General features: G+C 32.7%; 17 protein-coding genes. 6 read left to right on the forward strand and 11 right to left on the reverse strand.

The window, feature by feature from the left end; all coding sequences use genetic code 11:
• Positions 1-39 precede the first annotated feature (39 nt).
• On the forward strand, positions 40-1,179 hold the full coding sequence (locus OA93_RS00835) for a formylglycine-generating enzyme family protein (protein WP_039111186.1): 1,140 nt from the start codon (positions 40-42) through the stop codon (positions 1,177-1,179).
• Between the two features lie 125 nt (positions 1,180-1,304).
• The gene (gene pepT, locus OA93_RS00840) at positions 1,305-2,582 is read left to right on the forward strand and encodes a peptidase T (protein WP_039111187.1); all 1,278 of its coding nucleotides are present in this window, start codon (positions 1,305-1,307) and stop codon (positions 2,580-2,582) included.
• 132 nt (positions 2,583-2,714) lie between these two features.
• Here pepT and OA93_RS00845 read toward each other — a convergent pair whose 3' ends face one another.
• Positions 2,715-3,671, reverse strand: coding sequence for an aldo/keto reductase (locus tag OA93_RS00845; RefSeq protein ID WP_039111188.1), 957 nt, complete (start codon positions 3,669-3,671; stop codon positions 2,715-2,717).
• Between the two features lie 180 nt (positions 3,672-3,851).
• Positions 3,852-4,454, reverse strand: coding sequence for an HdeD family acid-resistance protein (locus OA93_RS00850; protein ID WP_039111189.1), 603 nt, complete (start codon positions 4,452-4,454; stop codon positions 3,852-3,854).
• A gap of 292 nt (positions 4,455-4,746) precedes the next feature.
• Here OA93_RS00850 and OA93_RS00855 point away from each other — a divergent pair, with 292 nt between their 5' ends.
• On the forward strand, positions 4,747-5,253 hold the full coding sequence (locus tag OA93_RS00855; protein WP_039111190.1) for a C40 family peptidase: 507 nt from the start codon (positions 4,747-4,749) through the stop codon (positions 5,251-5,253).
• A 175-nt stretch (positions 5,254-5,428) separates the two neighbouring features.
• On the opposite strand, the gene OA93_RS00860 is transcribed toward OA93_RS00855, so the two are convergent.
• Together OA93_RS00860 and OA93_RS00865 are read right to left on the reverse strand one after the other, a co-directional pair.
• A complete protein-coding gene (locus OA93_RS00860) occupies positions 5,429-7,009 on the reverse strand; it encodes a L,D-transpeptidase family protein (protein ID WP_039111191.1) in 1,581 nt (526 codons plus the stop codon).
• A 161-nt stretch (positions 7,010-7,170) separates the two neighbouring features.
• Positions 7,171-7,578 carry a DUF1573 domain-containing protein gene (locus OA93_RS00865; protein WP_039111192.1) on the reverse strand — a complete coding sequence of 136 codons (408 nt, stop codon included), beginning with the start codon at positions 7,576-7,578 and terminating at the stop codon, positions 7,171-7,173.
• 170 nt (positions 7,579-7,748) lie between these two features.
• Between OA93_RS00865 and OA93_RS00870 the strand changes: the two genes are divergently transcribed.
• On the forward strand, positions 7,749-9,011 hold the full coding sequence (locus tag OA93_RS00870; protein ID WP_039111193.1) for a HAMP domain-containing sensor histidine kinase: 1,263 nt from the start codon (positions 7,749-7,751) through the stop codon (positions 9,009-9,011).
• Positions 9,008-9,697 (forward strand): response regulator transcription factor, encoded by a 690-nt coding sequence (locus OA93_RS00875; RefSeq protein ID WP_039111194.1) that lies wholly within the window; start codon positions 9,008-9,010, stop codon positions 9,695-9,697. The genes OA93_RS00870 and OA93_RS00875 overlap by 4 nt, the downstream gene beginning before the upstream one ends.
• Positions 9,698-10,026: 329 nt before the next feature.
• Here the strand turns inward: OA93_RS00875 and OA93_RS00880 are convergent, their stop codons facing one another.
• The 7 genes from OA93_RS00880 to OA93_RS00910 all read right to left on the reverse strand — a co-directional run bounded on the left by OA93_RS00880 (position 10,027) and on the right by OA93_RS00910 (position 18,251).
• Positions 10,027-12,258: a radical SAM protein gene (locus OA93_RS00880; RefSeq protein ID WP_039111195.1), complete on the reverse strand. Its 2,232-nt coding sequence runs from the start codon at positions 12,256-12,258 to the stop codon at positions 10,027-10,029.
• A gap of 126 nt (positions 12,259-12,384) precedes the next feature.
• Positions 12,385-12,909 (reverse strand): hypothetical protein, encoded by a 525-nt coding sequence (locus OA93_RS00885; RefSeq protein WP_039111196.1) that lies wholly within the window; start codon positions 12,907-12,909, stop codon positions 12,385-12,387.
• A 35-nt stretch (positions 12,910-12,944) separates the two neighbouring features.
• Positions 12,945-13,634, reverse strand: coding sequence for a peptide chain release factor H (gene prfH / locus OA93_RS00890; RefSeq protein WP_039111197.1), 690 nt, complete (start codon positions 13,632-13,634; stop codon positions 12,945-12,947).
• A complete protein-coding gene (locus OA93_RS00895; RefSeq protein WP_039111198.1) occupies positions 13,622-14,227 on the reverse strand; it encodes a hypothetical protein in 606 nt (201 codons plus the stop codon). Before OA93_RS00895 ends, prfH begins: the two co-directional genes overlap by 13 nt.
• A 14-nt stretch (positions 14,228-14,241) precedes the next feature.
• The gene (locus tag OA93_RS00900) at positions 14,242-15,633 is read right to left on the reverse strand and encodes an RtcB family protein (RefSeq protein ID WP_039111199.1); all 1,392 of its coding nucleotides are present in this window, start codon (positions 15,631-15,633) and stop codon (positions 14,242-14,244) included.
• A gap of 8 nt (positions 15,634-15,641) precedes the next feature.
• On the reverse strand, positions 15,642-16,418 hold the full coding sequence (locus OA93_RS00905; RefSeq protein WP_052259330.1) for a hypothetical protein: 777 nt from the start codon (positions 16,416-16,418) through the stop codon (positions 15,642-15,644).
• A gap of 555 nt (positions 16,419-16,973) precedes the next feature.
• Complete coding sequence (locus OA93_RS00910) at positions 16,974-18,251, reverse strand: MFS transporter (protein WP_039111200.1); 1,278 nt, start codon at positions 18,249-18,251, stop codon at positions 16,974-16,976.
• A 320-nt stretch (positions 18,252-18,571) separates the two neighbouring features.
• Between OA93_RS00910 and bshC the strand changes: the two genes are divergently transcribed.
• A complete protein-coding gene (gene bshC, locus OA93_RS00915; RefSeq protein WP_039111201.1) occupies positions 18,572-20,161 on the forward strand; it encodes a bacillithiol biosynthesis cysteine-adding enzyme BshC in 1,590 nt (529 codons plus the stop codon).
• Positions 20,162-20,166 lie beyond the last annotated feature (5 nt).

Genomic DNA, 20,166 nt, shown 5'->3' on the forward strand with positions numbered 1-20,166 from the left:
ATTGTTGAAAACACAAACTATACAAAAACAGTCGAATTAATGAAAAAAATAAACAAATATTGGTTATTTGGAACAATAGCCGCTGGTATTCTATTTATTAGCTTTGGCTATGCAAAATTTATAAAGCCAACTACAGAAAAAACAACTCAGGATTGCAATGAAGTTCAAATGGTTTCATCAGAATCTAAATTTGAACCTACAATCGTTAATAAAAAAGCAGCTCCATCCAAAGCTCCAAAAGGTATGGTTTGGATTCCGGGTGGAGAATTCTCGATGGGAAGTAATGTTGCCGACGAAAGTTTGTGTAGTATAAAAGGAGTTACCAAAGATGCCGCCCCAATACATCGTGTATATGTAGATGGGTATTGGATGGATGAAACTGAGGTTACTAATGAACAATTTGAGCAGTTTGTAAAAGCAACTGGATATATAACCGTTGCCGAACAAAAACCTACGAAAGAAGAATTTCCTACCGCTAACGAAGAAGATTTAATTACTGGATCTGTCGTATTTACTCCTACTCCAACATCTGTAAACTTAAACAACTTCCTGCAATGGTGGTCTTACGTAGGCGGAACAGATTGGAGACATCCTCAAGGACCAGAAAGTACAATAAAAGGAAAAGAAAAATACCCTGTTGTACAAATCGCTTATGAAGATGCTACTGCTTATGCAAAATGGGCAGGAAAAAGACTTCCTAGCGAAGCTGAATGGGAATTTGCAGCAAGAGGCGGCAAAACAGGAGAATTATATGCTTGGGGAAATACTTTAAAACCTAAAGGAAAGTTCCAAGCTAATATCTATCAAGGTCATTTCCCTATTAAGGATGGTGATACTGGTGAAGATGGCTTTAAAGGAATTGCGCCAACAGCACAATTTGCCCCAAATGCATATGGATTATACGATATGGCAGGAAATGTATGGGAATGGGTTAATGACTGGTATAGCGTAGATTATTACAAATCATTATCAGAAAATGGCAATGTTGCTAAAAATCCTCAGGGACCAACTACAAGCAATGATCCATCTGAGCCAGGACAGCTAAAAAAAGTACATCGTGGTGGTTCATTTTTGTGTACCGACCAATATTGTACTCGCTATATGGTAGGTACTAGAGGAAAAGGCGAAGTACGATCTGCAGCAAACCATCTTGGGTTTAGATGCGTTAAAAGCATTTAAAAAACAAAATTAACACGAAAAGGATTCTACTTAAATAGAATCCTTTTTTGTTTACAATAGGATGTTTTAATCTAAAATAAGACAGCTAAAAAAAATGTCTATATTTGTTGCTTAAAAAAATAAAAATGCAACATATTATAGATCGATTTATTAGTTATGTAACAATTGATACAGAGTCTGATCCAAATTCACAAACTACACCAAGTACTCCAAAACAATGGGATCTTGCTAATAAACTTGTCGAAGAACTAAAAAACATCGGTATGCAGGATGTTACTATAGATGACAAGGCTTATATAATGGCAACTTTACCAAGTAATGTAGAACATACTGTTCCTACTATTGGTTTCATCTCACATTTTGATACTTCTCCAGATTTTTCGGGAGCTAATGTAAAACCACAAATTATTCCTAATTATGATGGTAAAGACATTGTATTAAACGCTGAGCAAAACATAATTCTATCTCCAAGTTACTTTAAAGATTTATTACAATATAAAGGGCAAACCTTAATAACAACCGACGGAACTACTTTATTAGGTGCCGACGATAAAGCAGGAATTACAGAAATTGTTTCGGCAATGGAATTCCTAATTAAAAACCCAGACATTAAACACGGAAAAATTAGAATTGGTTTTACACCCGATGAAGAAATTGGTCGTGGAGCACATCATTTTGACGTAGATAAGTTTGGTGCCGAATGGGCTTACACCATGGACGGAAGCCAAATTGGTGAACTTGAATATGAAAACTTTAATGCTGCTGGTGCAAAAATTACTTTTAAAGGTAAAAGCGTACATCCTGGTTATGCCAAAGGAAAAATGATTAACTCGATGCTTATTGCTAATGAGTTTATTAATGAGTTACCAAAAGGAGAAACACCTCAAGAAACTAAAGGTTATGAAGGATTTTTTCACGTACATCACTTAACTGGAAGTATTGAAGAAACTGTTCTGGAACTTATCATTAGAGATCATAGCGCAAAAAGATTTGAAAGACGTAAAAAACTGATTGAGAGAATTACGAAAAAAATCAATCATAAATTTGCCAAAAAATTCGGAGAACCAATCGTAATTGCCGAAATAAATGATCAATACTACAATATGAAAGAAAAGGTCTTGCCTGTAAAACATATTGTTGATATTGCAGAGAAAGCAATGAGAGAATTAGATATAAAACCATTAATAAAACCTATTAGAGGCGGAACTGATGGTTCTCAATTATCATACAAAGGATTGCCTTGCCCTAATATTTTTGCTGGTGGTCACAACTTTCATGGTAAATACGAATACGTTCCTGTAGAAAGCATGCAAAAAGCAACTGATGTTATTGTAAAAATAGCTGAGTTAACTGCAATTCCAGGTATTTTTGATGTGCCTGCAAAACCTGCAAAAAAGAAATAATTTTATTAGGCTTAAGCCGAAAAACAATAAAAAATCCCAATCTGAAAATTTTTAGATTGGGATTTTTGCTTTTAATTTTAGATTGAAAACTGCAACTGAATACTAAAAAATTATACATCCTCTACAGTACTCCTATCCTAAAATAGTTTCAATTGCTTTTAATTCCTCTTGAGAAAAATCAAGATTTTGTAAACTATCTATATTGTTATTTAACTGTCCTACTGAGCTTGCGCCAATTAAAACTGATGTAATTCGATTGTCTTTTAATAACCAAGCCAATGCCATTTGTGCCAAAGACTGATTTCTGTTTTTAGCAATTTCATTTAGAGCAATTATCTTTTGCACTTTTTGTTCTGATACTTCCTCGAGTTGCAAATGTCCATTCGGATTTGATGCTCTGGAGTTCTCTGGAATTCCTTTCAGGTATTTATCCGTTAAAAGCCCTTGTGCCAAAGGTGAAAACGCGATGCAACCTACTCCTTTTTCTTCGAGAACATCTAGTAAACCAGCTTCGGCTTCACGTACAAACATCGAATATTTTACCTGATGTATTAAACAAGGCGTACCTAATTGTTTTAAAATTGATGCTGCTTCTCGAGTTTGTTCCGCATTATAATTAGATATTCCAGCGTACAATGCTTTTCCGCTTCTTACAGCATAATCCAAAGCCATCATCGTTTCTTCCAGCGGAGTCTCAGGATCAAAACGATGCGAGTAAAAAATATCTACATAATCGAGTTTCATGCGCTTTAAACTCTGATCTAAACTTGATAGCAAATATTTACGAGAACCCCAATCACCATAAGGTCCGTCCCACATTGTATAACCAGCTTTAGTAGAAACTACGATTTGATCACGCATGTTTCCTTGAAAATTGTGCCACAATATTTTCCCGAAATTTTCTTCGGCAGAACCCGGAACTGGCCCGTAATTATTAGCTAAATCAAAATGCGTAATTCCTTTATCAAAAGCCTCTTTGATAATACTTTCACCATTTTCAAAATTATCTACCGAACCGAAATTATGCCATAATCCCAAAGAAATTTGCGGCAATAACAATCCGCTTTTTCCGCATCTATTATATTTCATTTTTTTGATTTAAAGATTGAAAATTAAAGAATTTAAAAGCACAAAGCACATAAATTCTACTTTTGTAAAAATAAGAAATCGAAAGTATTATACAATTAATTTATACTAATTGAAAATACTTTCGATTTATAGTTTTATGCTTTTGGCTCATTTTCCTAATAACCAAAAAAACACTAATCTTTATGAATTAATTTTATCTTCTAAATCATGTAACCTTTCGGGGATATCATGTATTTTTTTCAACTTGAAAGAGAAATAAATATAAAAAACACCAATTGCTATAAAAGCAAAAGCGGTCCAATATACTAGCGAAAGTCCTGCAAAAATAGGATTCCACAATAATATAAATGAAAATATAATCCCTAGTATTCCTAAAGCTACAAGATTTCCCCAATCAGGCACGGCATAACTCTTTAAATCAAAAGCAATAACTATTGCCATTATAGATCGGAATAAAATTACAAATCCTACATATAATGGAAGTATAGTAATAGAAATTAACGGGTTAGAGATTAATAATATCCCTACAATTAATCCTAAAATTCCTGAAGCCAATGTCCAACCCCAATTATCAATTTTTTTTCTGTTAGAAAGTGCAAAAATAATTTCAAAAATTCCACTTCCCAAAAACGAGATACTAAAGATAAGCACAAGGGTTAAATAAGCTGCTAAGGGAGTTATAAAAGACCAAATTCCGATTCCCACAAAAAGCAACCCCACTAATAATGGAATGTACCAGTAATCAATAGCTTTTTTTACTTTTTTAAATAAAGAATTTTCCATAAGTATATTTTTAAATCATGCCTACTCTATAAAGTTTTCAGCTTACCTTTAATGGTTAACCTCATCATAAAGTAGCTATATTTAAGCTGTTTTATTACGAAGTCTCTCAAAGATAAGAAATAAAAACCCCTATTTATAAAAAATAACTCACAAAGCAGTCTTTAATTCTTCTCTTAAATAAGTTTATAAATCCTATTCAAAAAATGCTTTCCAACCCTTTGATCTACCATTTCTTTGATATTAAAAAGTAACCACATATCTTTATAAATTAAATTACTTCCCTCTCAAAAAAATGAAATCCCCAATTTATATATTATTTGCAGCAGCTATTTTATTCTCTTCTTTTACTATAAAGAAAGAAGAAAAAATTAGAATAAATCAAGTTGAGAAAATACAAACCGCAATAGATAGAGATTCTATTATTACATATTCTAAACAATATCTGGGAACACCTTACTTATATGCAGGGAATAATCCAAATAAAGGTTTTGATTGCTCCGGTTTTGTTAATTATATTTTTAAACATTTTGATGTGAACGTACCGCGGAGCTCAAGCGGTTATAAAAGTCTGGGAATTACTAAAAAAGCCGAAGACTTTAAAGTTGGAGACGTCTTAGTTTTTTACGGTTACAAGAACAAAACTATAGTTGGGCATGTAGGAATCATTTGTGAAGCCAATGGTATGAAATCAAAATTCATACATGCCTCTTCTGGCAAAGCTGGTAGTGTAACCATTAGTAATTTGGACTCCGATCATTATAGCAAGCGCTTCTATAAGTGTATTAATGTATTGCCCTAAATAACGTTTTTGTTGCAAATCTTCACTAATTAAATTGTGCTAATTTAGGATTGCCTAGAATAGAGCGCGGATGACACGGATTTATCAAAATTTATAAAAGAGAAAAAAATCTGTGTTTATCTGTGTTTTCGCTTTAGCGAATCTGTCTCATCCGCGCTCTATTCTACACAAAACCTTATTCTTCTGTAAGTAGCTTTATAAGACTTTCATCTCTTTTATAAATGTCTTTATAAAAATTCAAATTCCCATCACGATCTACCCAAGCGGTAAAATAACCAATATAAACAGGGATTTTCTTCTTTAGCGTATACCAACTTTCTTTACCTGTATGCATTGCTTTATCAATTCGCTCAGGAGTCCATTTAGGATCTTGTTTTAATAACTCAATTGCAAACTCTCTTGGTTTTGCTACACGCACACAACCATGACTAAAAGCTCTATTTTCTCTTTCGAACAAACTTTTTGCAGGAGTGTCATGCAAATAAATATTATTTGAGTTTGGAAATAAAAACTTCACTAAACCAAGCGAATTATTTTTTCCTGGTAACTGACGAACAGCTCCATTATTCCATTCCAGATTTTTCTTTGCCAAATAATTTTTGTCTTTGGCCATTCCTGGTTTAATCTCTGAATTAATGATACTTGTAGGGACATTCCAATACGGACTAAAAACAATATAACTCATCATTCCGCTAAAAATAACAGTTTGAGTCATCATTTTTCCCACAACAACAGCCGATACAAAAGCAATTTCGTTATCACGAATTAAATACAATTTAAACTCCGGAATATTAACTTCTATATATTCTTTTCCTTTTTCGAGTTCAGGATCAATCCATCTACAACGCTCCATATTAGCAATTATGGTTTTAATCCTGTCAGATACCGGAATATTCATTTCTGCAATATGCTCCGATGTAATTTTCCCATTTACAGTATTCCCGTTGTGTGATTGATAATTTTTAACCCCTTCGACCAAAACATCATCAAAAACTAAACTCTTATTATCCTCTTTAAGGTTACCAGTTATAAACAATCGCTCTCTGATTTGCGCAACAGCAAGTGCTGAATCTCCTTTTTTTAGACTTTTAAAATCATCACCTGCCTCAATTGATTTCCAACCTCCTTTTTTTTCAATTTCTCTATATTGATGAAGTGCATCACGAAGTTTGTAATACTGGCTGAACATTTTGTTCTTTTTGTCATCACTTATAGTAGATTTTTTATAAATTGAATCTGTAAAAACCTGATAATTCACTTTTTTACGAGGTAAAAGCCATTCTAATGATTTAGTTGTTTTTTCATCTACTCCAGAAACTTTCTGAACATAATAAAAGTATAAATTTGTAATCATTAAATCTGTATCGACCTGCGATAATTGGTTTTCTGAAGTATGCTCAAAAATAGGACTAATCTTGTCACTATAAGGAAAATTAGCTTTTAAACCTTCCTGATCCAATCCGTTATACTTATTAAATAATGTATGTGCGAACTCTACAATACCTTTATTGTCCAACCACAATTGAGTAGACTTATTTTTCTTGTATAATGCCAAAACATCATTCTGGAATTTCAGCAATTTAGGGTATGCTTGATAAAAAGTAATAACGCTCGAACTATCTATTGTAATTTTTAATTCGGGAACTACTTTCTCTGAAGTGTTTTTTGACTCTCCTTCTTTCTTTTCTGACTTTTTATTGCAAGAAATAGTAGCCAAAAAAATGGCAACAGCTACAAGTGGATACAAAACTTTCATAATATATTTTTTAATAAAAATAGAAAAGTTTTAGTAGAAACAAACCATTTATAAAAATTTAATCTTTGCTTTACAATCTACCTATAATTACTTCAGAAATAAACATAAAAAAACTCCAAACAAGTTGAGTTGTTTGGAGTTCAGAGATATAAAACTACTTATTATAAAACTATCCCTTTCAAAGTAAGTACTTTTGGTGTTGTTTCTGCACTTGTTACAACTGTAACAGTTTTAGAAAAAGCACCTTTATTGGCAGCATTGTATGTTGCTGTAATTTTTGCCGATTTTCCAGGAAGAATTGGTTCTTTTGTGTAATTTGTTGCTGTACATCCACATGACCCTTGAACACTTGTAATAACTACAGCTGTTTTTCCTGTGTTTTTAAATTCAAAATCAATTGCTTTTGGTACATTCTGAGGGATCTGTCCCACATCAATCGTTTCAGCTTTCCATGCAATTCCTGCTGCAGCTACAACATTATTTTCTACTAATGATTGCACTGGAGCAATTGCAGAAAAAGACATTAATCCTAATGTAAATACTAATAATAAAGGTCTGATAATTTTCATAAGTCTAAAATTTAAATGATTATTTGGTTTTTCATATTTTGAACATTACAAATGTAAATCACATAAAAACGGAACGCTGTTAATCGATCTCAAATGTTTGTTAACGACTTGTTAATCGCTATATTTAAAGATATTTTTGATTAATATTACACCTTGAAAATTCTATTTAAGTGAAAATAAACAGACTCAACAGTATTATCCTTCTGGGGTTTATAGCAATTATCGGCATATTGGTCGCACAATTACTATGGACCAAAGAAGCTTTTATGCTTGAGCAAAAAAAACTGAATCAGAAAACACATATTGCGTTACTTGAAGTTGCCAAAAAATTACATGAAAGTAGTAGTAACGAATTACCTGCACAAAGTCCTATCCAGAAAATATCTAATGACTATTATGTTGTAAACATCGAAAATGATTTTGAACCGGATATCTTAGAGTTTTATTTAAAATCGGAATTCAAAAAAATGAATATTACAACCGATTTTGAATATGCTATGTACAATTGTCAAAGCAACGAAATGGTTTATGGAAATCATGTTTCTTTATCCAAAAATTCAAAAGAAAAACAGTCAGTTTATTTCCCGAAACACAAAAATCTAGTCTATTACTTCGCTGTTCGTTTTCCTAATGAAACCAGCTATATCTTCAGTTCCATGCGTTTTTGGTTTGTGCTTTCGATAATGCTTATTGTCATTTTACTCATTTACATCTATTCGATTTTTACGCTTTTACAGCAAAAGAAATACTCTGAGTTACAACGCGATTTTATCAATAATATGACCCATGAGTTTAAAACACCTTTGGCTTCTATTTTAATCGCATCTAATTATTTAATTAAACAGAATCCGATTAAGGAAGACAAGAAACTCGAAAAATATACCGAAATCATTATCAGTCAAAGTGGCAAATTAAACAATCATATCGAGAAGATTTTGAGCATTGCAAAGTCTGATTACACCCCTTTGGAGCTCGAATTAAAAGAGATTTCAATTATTCCTGCTATTGAGGAAACAATAGAAAACATCAAGCTAAAATATCCCGAAACTGATATAAAAATTGAGTCAGTCGCTACAAATTATCATATTGTTGCCGATGTTTTTCATTTTACAAACATTGTTTACAACCTTCTTGATAATGCCATAAAATATTGTGATACTAAACCAAAAATCACAATTCGTTTAACTACTGAAAACCAGCTATTAAAAATTGCCTTTATAGATAACGGAATTGGTATTGCTAACAAAAATATTTCTTTTATCTTCGATAAGTTTTATAGGATTCCAAATGAAAAAAGTACGCAATCTAATGGTTTTGGATTGGGCTTGTATTATGTAAAAAAGATTTGCAACTTGCATCAATGGAAAATCAATGCTATTAACAATCCCGAAAAAGGGATAACCATAACCATCTTAATTCCGTACAAAAAATGAGTATTTTCAAAATTCTTTACACTGAAGATGATGAAACCTTGGCGTTTCTTACCAAAGATAATTTGGAACAAAATAATTATGAGGTAACACATTGCTGTGATGGAGAATTAGGCTTGGAAGCCTTTAATAAAGGGGATTTTGATATTTGTATTTTGGATATTATGATGCCAAAAATAGACGGATTTGAACTCGCAACCGAAATAAGAAAAATCAACTCCGATATTCCTATTATTTTCCTTTCGGCAAAAACACTAAAAGAAGACAGAATAAAAGGATTGCGATTGGGTGCCGATGATTATCTCGTAAAGCCTTTTAGTATTGAAGAATTACTCCTGAAAATTGAAATTTTCTTAAAGCGTTCGCAAAAGAATGACACCATAGATAAATCGGTTTATAAAATTGGGAAATACCATTTTGATATTCAAAATTTCATTTTATACAATGAAAATGAAAAAACAAGTCTTACACAACGCGAATCAGAACTTCTGAAGTTGTTTATCGACAACAAAAATACCGTTTTAAAAAGAGAACAAATCCTTACTTCTCTTTGGGGTGATGATGATTATTTTATGGGACGAAGCTTGGATGTTTTTATTTCACGCCTACGCAAAATCCTAGTAAACGAAAAAGGAATTGTTATCGAGAACTTACACGGAATTGGGTTTAGGTTTAAGGTTGATTCTTAAGGTGCAGAGGGACAGAGCGACAAAGGTTCAAAGGAAGTTACTAAGGTTCTGAGGAACTAAGATTAAAAAGTAAAAGCTCAACAGTTATTACGCAATGCCTGTAGAGACGCACCGCAGTGCGTCTTCTCAATATAATTCTACAACGATTAAAACTAATCGTTATCTATCTTACCCTGACTTGTTTCGTCTATTTGCTAAACATCTCAATTTTATCATCCTGAACGTCCCAATCCCGAAACTTAGGGACGGAAGAAGGACTTTTTATGTAATCCAACAATAAAACTTTGTGCATCTCTGCGATTCTCTTTGTGAAACTTAGCGAAATAATTTTACAACACCAACAATCCAAATTCCCTTAAAGTATTTACAGGTTTAGAATACCAAAACAATTCAAAGTCCTCAAAATTGGTTTCGAAATCAGTTTTTATCTCCTGAAATGTATAGGTTTTAGTTTTAGAAGAAGAAATTTTCTGTAGTATTTCAACTAACCATTCTCCTTCATTTTTATTTGTCTGAACACTGAAGCTTTCTTTTTTATCATGAAAAGTAAGCGTTAGCATTTCCCATGAATTTCCTTTTTTAGATTTGGTAAAAGCTTCTGTAAAAGGCTTTCCTCCCAGCCAAACAATTTTGGCAGTAGGTTTTATATTAAAATCTTCAGATTCTTGTAAAGCATCATAAATAAAGTCAGATCCAATTTTCGTTTTAGGAATTTTAAAATCAAACCAATCCTGAAGCTCATAATCAAAACAAATTCCATGCATAAAATTAAATAGTGATTTCTTTAATCCAAAGCTGAATTTATCATGATCTATTCCTGTTTTATCGGTATAATTAATATCGTTATTAGCAAAAGTCCCAATGGCTTCTGTTTCTTTAACCACTCCAAATTTTTCAGGATACATCCCAACTGGACTATGTGCTGTCATAGCAAACTGATGCCAAAATCCCGATTGTAAAACTCCTGCTTCAAACAACTGACGTACCATTTCAAGGCTATCAACTGTTTCCTGAACCGTTTGTGTCGGGTATCCATACATTAAATAGGCATGAACCATAATACCTGCTTCGGTAAAATTGCGGGTTACTTTTGCCACTTGCTCAACCGTAACACCTTTATCTATTAGTTTCAATAATCTATCCGAAGCAACTTCCAAACCACCCGAAACGGCAATACATCCCGAAGCTTTTAGTAACAAACATAAATCGGCAGAGAAACTTTTCTCAAAGCGAATGTTTGTCCACCAAGTAACTGCTAACTTTCTTCGAAGAATTTCGAGTGCCAAAGCACGCATAAGCGCAGGCGGAGCAGCTTCATCTACGTAATGAAAACCATTTTGCCCCGTTTGCTTCATCATGTCTTCCATTCGGTCACACAACAAACTGGCTGCAACAGGTTCGTAAACCTTTATATAATCTAATGAAATATCACAAAACGTACATTTTCCCCAATAACAACCGTGCGCCATCGTGAGTTTATTCCAGCGTCCGTCGCTCCACATACGATGCATCGGATTGACAATTTCGATAACCGAAATATACTTATCCAAAAGCAAATCAGAATAATCCGGTGTTCCAACCTGAGATTGTTTATAATCATGTCGTAACGAATTGTTTTTGTAAATAACTTTCCCGTCTTCGAGTAAAAAAGTTCTTTTATACTCATCAGAAACTTTCAATTCACAATTATCAACTATCAATTCAATAGGTACTTCCCCATCATCCAAAGTAATAAAGTCAAAAAACTCAAAAACACGAGCATCTGATAACGAACGTAATTCAGTATTTGGAAAACCGCCACCCATCGAAATTCTAATTTCGGGATGATGCTCTTTTACCCATTGCGCACATCTAAAGGCACTATATAAATTCCCAGGAAAAGGGACTGAAATTAAAAACAAAGTTGGTTTTACCGATTCTATTCTCTCTTTTAAAATCGAAATTAAAACCCTGTCAATATAAGTTGGCTCTTGTTGCAAAGCTTGGTATAATTCATCAAAAGAATTAGCACTTCGCCCTAAACGTTCAGCATAACGGCTAAAACCAAAATTCTCATCGACACATTCCACTATAAAATCCGAAATATCTTCAAGATATAATGTCGCCAAATGTTTTGCTTTGTCCTGAGTTCCCATTGTTCCAAAAGCCCAATCCAATTCTTCCAATTGTACAAATCGAGAAGCCTCAGGCAAAAAATCTTCCTGACAAATTTGCAATGCTAATGTTGGGTTCTTTCCTTGCAAAAAAGCAATAACAGCATCAATCGTTTTAAGATACTCATCTTGTAAAGCAAAAATACGTTTGGAGTTATCCGAGATTTTTTCAGCATCGACCAAATTTTGATTACTCTTACTTCTTACTTCTTGCTTATCTTCATAAACTTTAAACAAATTCTTCAATCCCTCTTTCGAAAACAATTCTAAAATCACTTCGATTCCTAAATCTGCCTGAACCGATTCTATATTTTTAGTATTTAGAAATCCTTTGATATAGGCAGTTGCCGGATACGGTGTATTCAGTTGTGTAAAAGGAGGAGTGATTATAAAAAGCTTAGTTTTCAAAGGGAAATGTTTTGTGCAAAAATAAGATATATTTTAAGGACTTTTTATAAAAAGATTTGGTGGTTGTTTTTACTGCTTTTTTGAATAGAAACAATAAAGGATGCCAATTACGACATCCTTTATTCTTTACTTATTTTTCTTTTTCTTCTTATCTGACTTACTTTTTCCAGAACCTTTATCAAATTTTTTATTTAATCTTTTTTCGGTTTCTTCAATACCATAATCATAAGCTGAATTTAAAGTTGCAAGTTTAGCCTCTTTCATTGCTTTCAAGGCTTTTTTAAACTCTTGTTGACTTTCTAAAAGCATCACTTTCTTCAGAAGAATTTCTGTTTTATTAATTCCTTTAATTGTTAATGCAAAATCAATCAACTTCACGGCTTCCTCATAATCTTCATTTAAAATTAAGGTATGAATGTAAAAAGTATACACTTCGATTGCATTAATATTAATCGAAATTGCCTGTTGAAAGTATTCTTTGGCTTCTTCATATTTAAATAACTGGTCGCTTAAAACCTGCCCATATAAACACAAAGCCATTGTATTTTTATCATCATAAGACAAAGCATAATCCAATGATTCGATGGTTTCTTCCAGCGAATATGGATAACTATCTAATGCCTGAAAAAGATATTTATCTACTGTTTTCATAGTTTATTCTGTTTAGAAATTCAGAGATTTAGAAATCAATCATTATCTAAATAATCTTCTCTTTTTAATCTTTGCCTTTCCTGTTTGTAATTTTTTGTTTGTTTTTGTTTTTTAAAATCTGAACCCTGAAAAACCCGAATTGGGTTTCCTCGCTGAATTTGCAATTGATTCATCCATTGAGCCTGAAATTCGGCTTTAAACTGCTTTACAGTTTCATCCTTAAACTTCTGTAATAATCTCTCTGTGGCTAGTTTTTTATTCTGATGCTGCGACCGTGAATCCATAGACACAACGCTTATTCCCGTAGGAACATGAGTTGCTCTTACAGCCGAACTCACCTTATTTACATGTTGCCCACCTGCACCAGAACTACGCATTGCCTGATACTGAATATCATTTTCAGAAATTTGAGTTGTTGTTGCTTTATCAATTTCAAAAATTCCGATAAACCAATTTTTACGTTTATGAAATTTCCTAAACTGACTCTGCCCTATCCATTGGATTGTTCCAATCCAAGAGTTTACAAACTCATTAAGATTATTACTCTCTAATAAAATTGTAGCCGTTTCGACCGTACCATTTTCAATTCCTGTTTCTCTCTGAAGCAATGTTGTTTTTATTTTATTATCATTTGCTTCTTCCAGAAAAGTCTTTAAAACCTGAGCCACAACCCAGCTACATTCTGCTGGGCCACGACCTGATGTTATTTGAATTATTTTTTCCATTTCTCTATAATTTTCAACAGTTTTTCTCTGTTCTTTGCTTCTTTTACAAATTTCGGAAGTCTGGAAACCATTGTCCCGTTACCACTTCCGTTATTGTTTCTTTCTCTTAAATCAGCTTTAATGTATCTCTCTAAGTAATTGATATGTTCCAAATTATAAGCCCAAAAAATTGATTGGTCAAATTCTTTCTGATACCATATTTCAGCATTAAAAGCACCTACTCTTTGTAATGATTTATCAGTATCTAACACAAAAGGAACTTCTTTTATATTAGGTTTAAACTCTTTTATCTCATTACATATTGAACATTTTAGCTTGATTGTTTCTGGTTTTTCATTTAGTAATTGCGACTCAAACTTTATCTTGTCTTCATTATTACAGCAATAAGTATCTACATAAGCAATGTATTTTACCATCCCTTCTTTTAAAGAATAATAGCAATTTTTACATTCTAAAATTCTTTTATCTCTATAATAAAGTTCAGATTCCAAAGCTCTCCTAACAACTGCTTGAGAAGCACATTTTGGACATTTTACCAAAATTTCATTTCCAAAACTGCCTAACCATTTATTTTCATCCTTAAACCTTTCCATTATCCAGAACTTGTTTATCTGTCCATTCTAACGATTTTTGGTGTAAATGTGCCTAACACATCCACCAACTCTACTTGATTGGCCATTACTTTATTAATGTCTTTGTACGCCATTGGCGCTTCATCGATATTGCCACCAATCAAGCTTACGTCGTTTGCTTTTAAGACTTTGTTAATCTCACTTTGCGTAAACGATTCCTTGCATTTTCTGCGAGAAAAAAGTCGTCCTGCACCATGCGAAGCTGAGTTTAAACTCTCCGTATTTCCCTTGCCCTGAACAATAAATCCAGGTGCAGTCATAGACCCAGGAATAATACCCAGTTCACCCGCATTAGCTGGAGTTGCCCCTTTACGATGTACAATAGCTTCTTTGCCATTTACCATTTCTTTCCAAGCAAAATTGTGATGGTTTTCGATTGTTACAACCACACGTTTACCAATAGCTTTGGCAATACGACGATGAATATCATCATGACAAGCCTTGGCATAATCACCAGCCAAATTCATAGCCAGCCAATATTCCTGTCCATCGTGCGTATTTAAATCCAACCAGGCAAGATGCTGCACATTTTTAGGTAACGGGCATTGTTTTGTTGCCAAGTATGTATAATGTTTAGCAATATTAGCTCCCAAACCTCTTGAACCGCTATGCGAAAGCACAGCAAAATATTCCCCTACACCAATTTTCCATTCATTAAGCGGGTTGGTAATTTTAGCAATTCCAAACTCTACAAAATGGTTTCCTCCTCCCGAAGTACCAAGTTGCTTGTAGGCTTTACTCAACAAACTTTTTATAAGCGGAATATCCTGAAACTCGCTTCGGCTAAACACTTCATGATCTGCTCGTATTGTATGTGTTTCATACATTCCAAACTTGGTATTATCTTTTAAGATTGCTTGTAACTGATGGTCTTTTCCTTTAAAAAAAGACGCAGGAATATCAAAAATTGACAAACTCATTCGGCAACCAATATCAACTCCTACTCCATACGGAATCACAGCATTATCTGTTGCCAGTACACCACCTATTGGCAGTCCGTAGCCAGAATGTGCATCGGGCATTAAAGCTCCAGCAACCGAAATTGGCAATTTTAAAGCATCGTATAACTGATATTTAGCTTGCTCATCAATTTCGTTTTCTCCAAATATGGAAAAAGGCGCTCTTGTATTATTAAGCTGATACATTCTTACTTGTACCGGATTTACCAATCCTTCAGCAACTTTACCCCAAGTACCATGTCCTGTAAATTTTTCAGGAGATAGCAAAACTTCTTTGGCTTCGTTTAATATACTCTCTTTTTTTTCTCGTTTTCTGTATCTGTTTATTTGCCCCAAGGCAATGTTGATACTATTATTTTTTGGAAAGCCTATTTTAATCAGGTCTTTTCCAGATAATTTATTTCCCATTATATTTTTTATCTTATGAGTTCTAATGACTCTTTATTTAGATATTCTATTTCTTTATAATATTCATCCATTACGGTATGAATCTGTTTGTTGGATAATGGATTTTGATATTTCAATTTCTTAGTATTCCATCTCCAATAGTTCACACTTCCGTGTGCAATTTTTATCATTGAATTTCGAAGAAAATGATTCGTGATATAATTACTTATCCTAGCAATTTCACTTTCCAAAACACCATCGACCATTTTAGTATGTGTTATCATATTTGGTCTCACACGCAATACATATCGCCAAGACTCATCAAATATATAATGGATCTTATAGCGTTTACAATTAGGACACCATCGTTCCCTTTTATAAAAATGTATTTTTTCTTTGTCTGTTAATGTTAGTTTTGGACTTCTCCATTCCGATTCTGAAAATTCTTTTACAATCTGAAGTTTCTCGACATATACATGCTTTCTTTTCCTCTTTTTCTTTTTCTTAAAAGATTTCTCAGAAGAATATTGCACCGTATTTATCTTCTCCAATAATGTTTTATAAAACAATGCTTCTTTAGATCTCGCAATATCTTCCCTAAGAACAAAATTGCGTTCCCATCCTTTTTGATAAGGTGTTGCCAAAGGCACTAATGGTAAAGCTCTACGCTTATGCAATAGCTCATCCTCGAACTTATCTAACTGAATTAATTGTTTCTCAAAATCTTTTTTAACTGCACTCTTCTTTTGCTTTTTTTTCTTCAAACGACTACACAAGATGTAATCATCTAAAAGATAATTGTCCATTTAAAAAAATTTAAATTATAGTTTTCCTGCCAAGTATTAGAAAATACAAGGCAAAAGCATTTTATCTCCAATAGATAAATTGAGTTCGGGGTATCGGGAATTTTTTGAAGTGTCTAGAATAAAAAAAGCCCGAAAGTTAATTTCCTTCGGGCTTGTTCATATATCTAAAATTGATTTGCTATGATTGCGAAAAGCCACGAAGACACATACCAACAGAATCTAATCCTGATGTGATGTTTTGAGAGGTAAAGTTTAATACAAACATTGTCTTCGTTATTAATTTGGTTAATGATTTATTTTCTGATGCAAATTTTGTGATTTTTTTTTGAAATAAACAAATTTTAAAACAAGTATTTTCTTATTTTAAAATTAAAACACTGATTTAAAACAAATTAAACTAAATTTTAAAATCAAAATAATCAATAATTTTAGTAATAAACTCTCTTATTCTTGCTCCAAAAACTATTAGATAGTTAAAAAAGCAACTGAACTTCGATAACTTTATAAAACATTTGGTTTACTAATACTATAAAAATTGTGTCAGTAGATTTCCTCTTAAAACTGATGTACTTTCTTAGAAATTACTAAAAATGAAACTAAAGATATTAAAGCAGCCGCAGTCAGATAAAATCCTACGTAGCTCAAGCCATAAGTTGTTGCCAGCCAAATTGCAATCATTGGTGCAAAAGCAGCACCCAAAATACCAGCCATATTAAAAGTTAAAGAAGCACCTGAATAACGAACTGTGGTAGGAAACAACTCCGATAAAAAAGTTCCCAACGGACCATAAGTAAACCCCATCAATGACATTCCGATACACACAAAAGCTGTTACCAAAATAGAATTTCCTGAATTAAGGAAATACGAGAAGAAAAAACCGAATGCTGCAATAGCGATCGTGGTAATAATTAGAATTTTTCGGCGACCAATTTTATCAGCAACCAAAGCTGAAATAGGAATAAAAGCAGCAAAAAACAATACCGAAAACAATTGTATCAATAAAGCATCTCTTTTAGTAAAACCTAAGTCTGATGTAGCCCAACTCAATGTAAAAACAGTCATTAAATAAAACACCAAAAAGGTTGTAATTGCAGATAAAGTTCCAAAAATCAACTGGTTTTTATATGATTTTAATAAGGTAAAAAATGGAATTTTAACTTCTTTCTGTTCTAATTTAGAATTTTCAAAAGCAGGGGTTTCACTGATTTTTAAACGAATATAAAATCCAACAATTACCAAAAGTGAGCTCGCTATAAACGGAATTCTCCATCCATAATCCATAAAATCTTCACTGGTCATTGTATCCGTTAAAATTAAAAAAGTTCCACCAGAAAGCAACAATCCTATAGGCGCTCCCAATTGCGGAAACATTCCATACCAAGCACGTTTATGCGGAGGCGCATTTTCTATCGCTAGTAAAACAGCTCCACCCCATTCGCCACCTAAACCAACTCCCTGACCAAATCGACATAACATCAATAAAATTGGTGCAGCGATGCCGATACTTGCATAACTTGGTAAAAACCCAATGGCAATTGTCGATAATCCCATGGTTAGCAAAGCCACGACCAAAGTAACTTTACGACCTATTTTATCTCCATAATGACCAAAAACAGCAGAACCAATAGGTCTTGATAAAAAGGCTATCGAAAAAGTTGCCAAAGATTCAAGGGTCGAATTAGTACTACTAGCACCCGGGAAAAATAATTGCGGAAACACCAATACAGCTGCATTAGCATAAATATAGAAATCAAAAAATTCAATTGTCGTACCTATTAAGCTCCCAAAAAGGACGTGTTTCAAGGAGTTTTCCTTAGTAGAATTATTTTTCATGCGGTTGATATGGTTTTTATGAAAATAGGATATAAAAATGACTCTAATTTTTGAAAATAACAAATATTAAATTCCCATTTTTTAAGAAATTAGTTTAAAAAATCATAATCCTCATGACCCCAAAAAGCCATCAACACATTCAAATTCTGTGAATTATTTTTCAAACAAATTAAAAAACAAGTATTTTCCTATCTCACAATTATTTACATGATTATCAATGATTTGCAACTATTTTTAAAATTCAAATCATAAGCAATAGTTAAATCCATTTTTAAGTACAAATTTTGATTAAATTTACAGCTATCAAAAAAACAATACTTATGCCAACCGACTGTATCAGCTACCAAAACTCAGGATATTTCTCAACTTTGATACATGATTATTTAGAACAAAAATCAGATTTAAAACCATTATATAATAATTTTCCAACACTGGAAAACTTTGAAAAACAAATTATCGAAAAGCAACAAAATTTCGATAATAACAACAGAATTCCATTAGTTTCGGTTTTAAAAGAGCAATATGCTAAAATCGAACTTTCGGATTCGACCAAACAAAATATCAAAGCCTTAGCGCTCCCAAATACATTTACAGTTACAACAGGACATCAACTAAACCTATTTAGCGGTCCCTTGTATTTCTTGTATAAAATAATCTCAACGATAAATCTTACCAACGAATTAAAAGCAAAATATCCTTCGCATAACTTTGTTCCCATTTATTGGATGGCGACAGAAGATCATGATTTTGAAGAAATTAATTATTTTAATTTTAAAGGTAAAAAGTTCCGATGGAATGCCGAAAGTACAGGTCCGGTAGGAAGATTATCAACTAAAGGACTTGAAGATTTTTTCGAAATATATGCTTTAGAATTAGGTTCAAGCATCAATGCCAATGTTTTGAAAAAAATATTTAAAGATGCCTATCTAAAACACAATAACCTAGCAGATGCAACGCGTTATCTTGCCAATAGTTTATTTGCATCACAAGGCTTAGTAATTCTAGATGCAGACAATGCCAATTTAAAACGTGCTTTTATTCCATACATAAAAGAAGAATTAGAATCTCAATCTGCTTATAAAGCCGTTCAGGAAACTATCGAAAAACTGAAAGATTATACAGTTCAGGTAAATCCGCGCGAAATCAATTTATTTTATATCGAAGATAATTTACGCGAACGTATCATTTTTGAAAACGGAAAATATAAAGTTAACAATACAAAAATTGAATTTTCAGGAAGAGAAATCTCTGATTTACTAGAAAGAAATCCCGAAAAATTTAGTCCGAACGTGATTATGCGTCCGTTATATCAAGAAATTATCTTGCCAAATTTATGCTACATTGGCGGAGGTGGAGAAATCGCGTATTGGTTAGAATTAAAATCATTCTTTGATACTGCAAAGATTACTTTTCCGATGCTTTTAATTAGAAATTCCGTGCTTTTGGCTACCGAAAAACAGGCAAAAAAAGCGGATCAATTAAATTTATCATGGAGCGATTTATTCTCAAAACAAAACAGTTTAATAAATAAGAGTACAAGAGAACTATCACCATTCTCCATTGATTTAACGCCTCAAAAAGAACTTTTGCATAAGCAATTCGAATATCTTTATGAATTAGCAAATCAAACAGACAAATCGTTTACTGGAGCAGTAAAAGCACAAGAAGTTAAACAAATAAAAGGACTCGAAAACCTTGAAAAAAGACTCTTAAAAGCACAAAAAAGAAAATTAAATGACATTTTGCAACGTATTACCGACTTGCAAAATGAACTGTTTCCAAATAAAAGCTTGCAGGAACGTCAAGCCAATTTTTCAGAATTTTATCTGGAAAAAGGAGAGGAATTAATCCCCCTTCTTATTAAAGAATTAAAACCATTAGAATCTAATTTTAATGTCATAACAATATAAAAGTT

This window comes from Flavobacterium sp. KMS, from assembly GCF_000813005.1.
Classification (GTDB): domain Bacteria; phylum Bacteroidota; class Bacteroidia; order Flavobacteriales; family Flavobacteriaceae; genus Flavobacterium.

Bases quoted from the DNA above. Each gene is read 5' to 3' on its own strand.
- OA93_RS00865 (WP_039111192.1), bottom strand. From the start codon at position 7,578: ATGAAAATTATCAGACCTTTATTATTAGTATTTACATTAGGATTAATG.
- OA93_RS00845 (WP_039111188.1), bottom strand. From the start codon at position 3,671: ATGAAATATAATAGATGCGGAAAAAGCGGATTGTTATTGCCGCAAATT.
- bshC (WP_039111201.1), top strand. From the start codon at position 18,572: ATGCCAACCGACTGTATCAGCTACCAAAACTCAGGATATTTCTCAACT.
- OA93_RS00905 (WP_052259330.1), bottom strand. From the start codon at position 16,418: ATGGACAATTATCTTTTAGATGATTACATCTTGTGTAGTCGTTTGAAG.
- pepT (WP_039111187.1), top strand. From the start codon at position 1,305: ATGCAACATATTATAGATCGATTTATTAGTTATGTAACAATTGATACA.
- OA93_RS00910 (WP_039111200.1), bottom strand. From the start codon at position 18,251: ATGAAAAATAATTCTACTAAGGAAAACTCCTTGAAACACGTCCTTTTT.
- OA93_RS00835 (WP_039111186.1), top strand. From the start codon at position 40: ATGAAAAAAATAAACAAATATTGGTTATTTGGAACAATAGCCGCTGGT.
- OA93_RS00855 (WP_039111190.1), top strand. From the start codon at position 4,747: ATGAAATCCCCAATTTATATATTATTTGCAGCAGCTATTTTATTCTCT.
- OA93_RS00900 (WP_039111199.1), bottom strand. From the start codon at position 15,633: ATGGGAAATAAATTATCTGGAAAAGACCTGATTAAAATAGGCTTTCCA.
- OA93_RS00875 (WP_039111194.1), top strand. From the start codon at position 9,008: ATGAGTATTTTCAAAATTCTTTACACTGAAGATGATGAAACCTTGGCG.
- OA93_RS00850 (WP_039111189.1), bottom strand. From the start codon at position 4,454: ATGGAAAATTCTTTATTTAAAAAAGTAAAAAAAGCTATTGATTACTGG.
- OA93_RS00895 (WP_039111198.1), bottom strand. From the start codon at position 14,227: ATGGAAAGGTTTAAGGATGAAAATAAATGGTTAGGCAGTTTTGGAAAT.
- OA93_RS00885 (WP_039111196.1), bottom strand. From the start codon at position 12,909: ATGAAAACAGTAGATAAATATCTTTTTCAGGCATTAGATAGTTATCCA.
- prfH (WP_039111197.1), bottom strand. From the start codon at position 13,634: ATGGAAAAAATAATTCAAATAACATCAGGTCGTGGCCCAGCAGAATGT.
- OA93_RS00860 (WP_039111191.1), bottom strand. From the start codon at position 7,009: ATGAAAGTTTTGTATCCACTTGTAGCTGTTGCCATTTTTTTGGCTACT.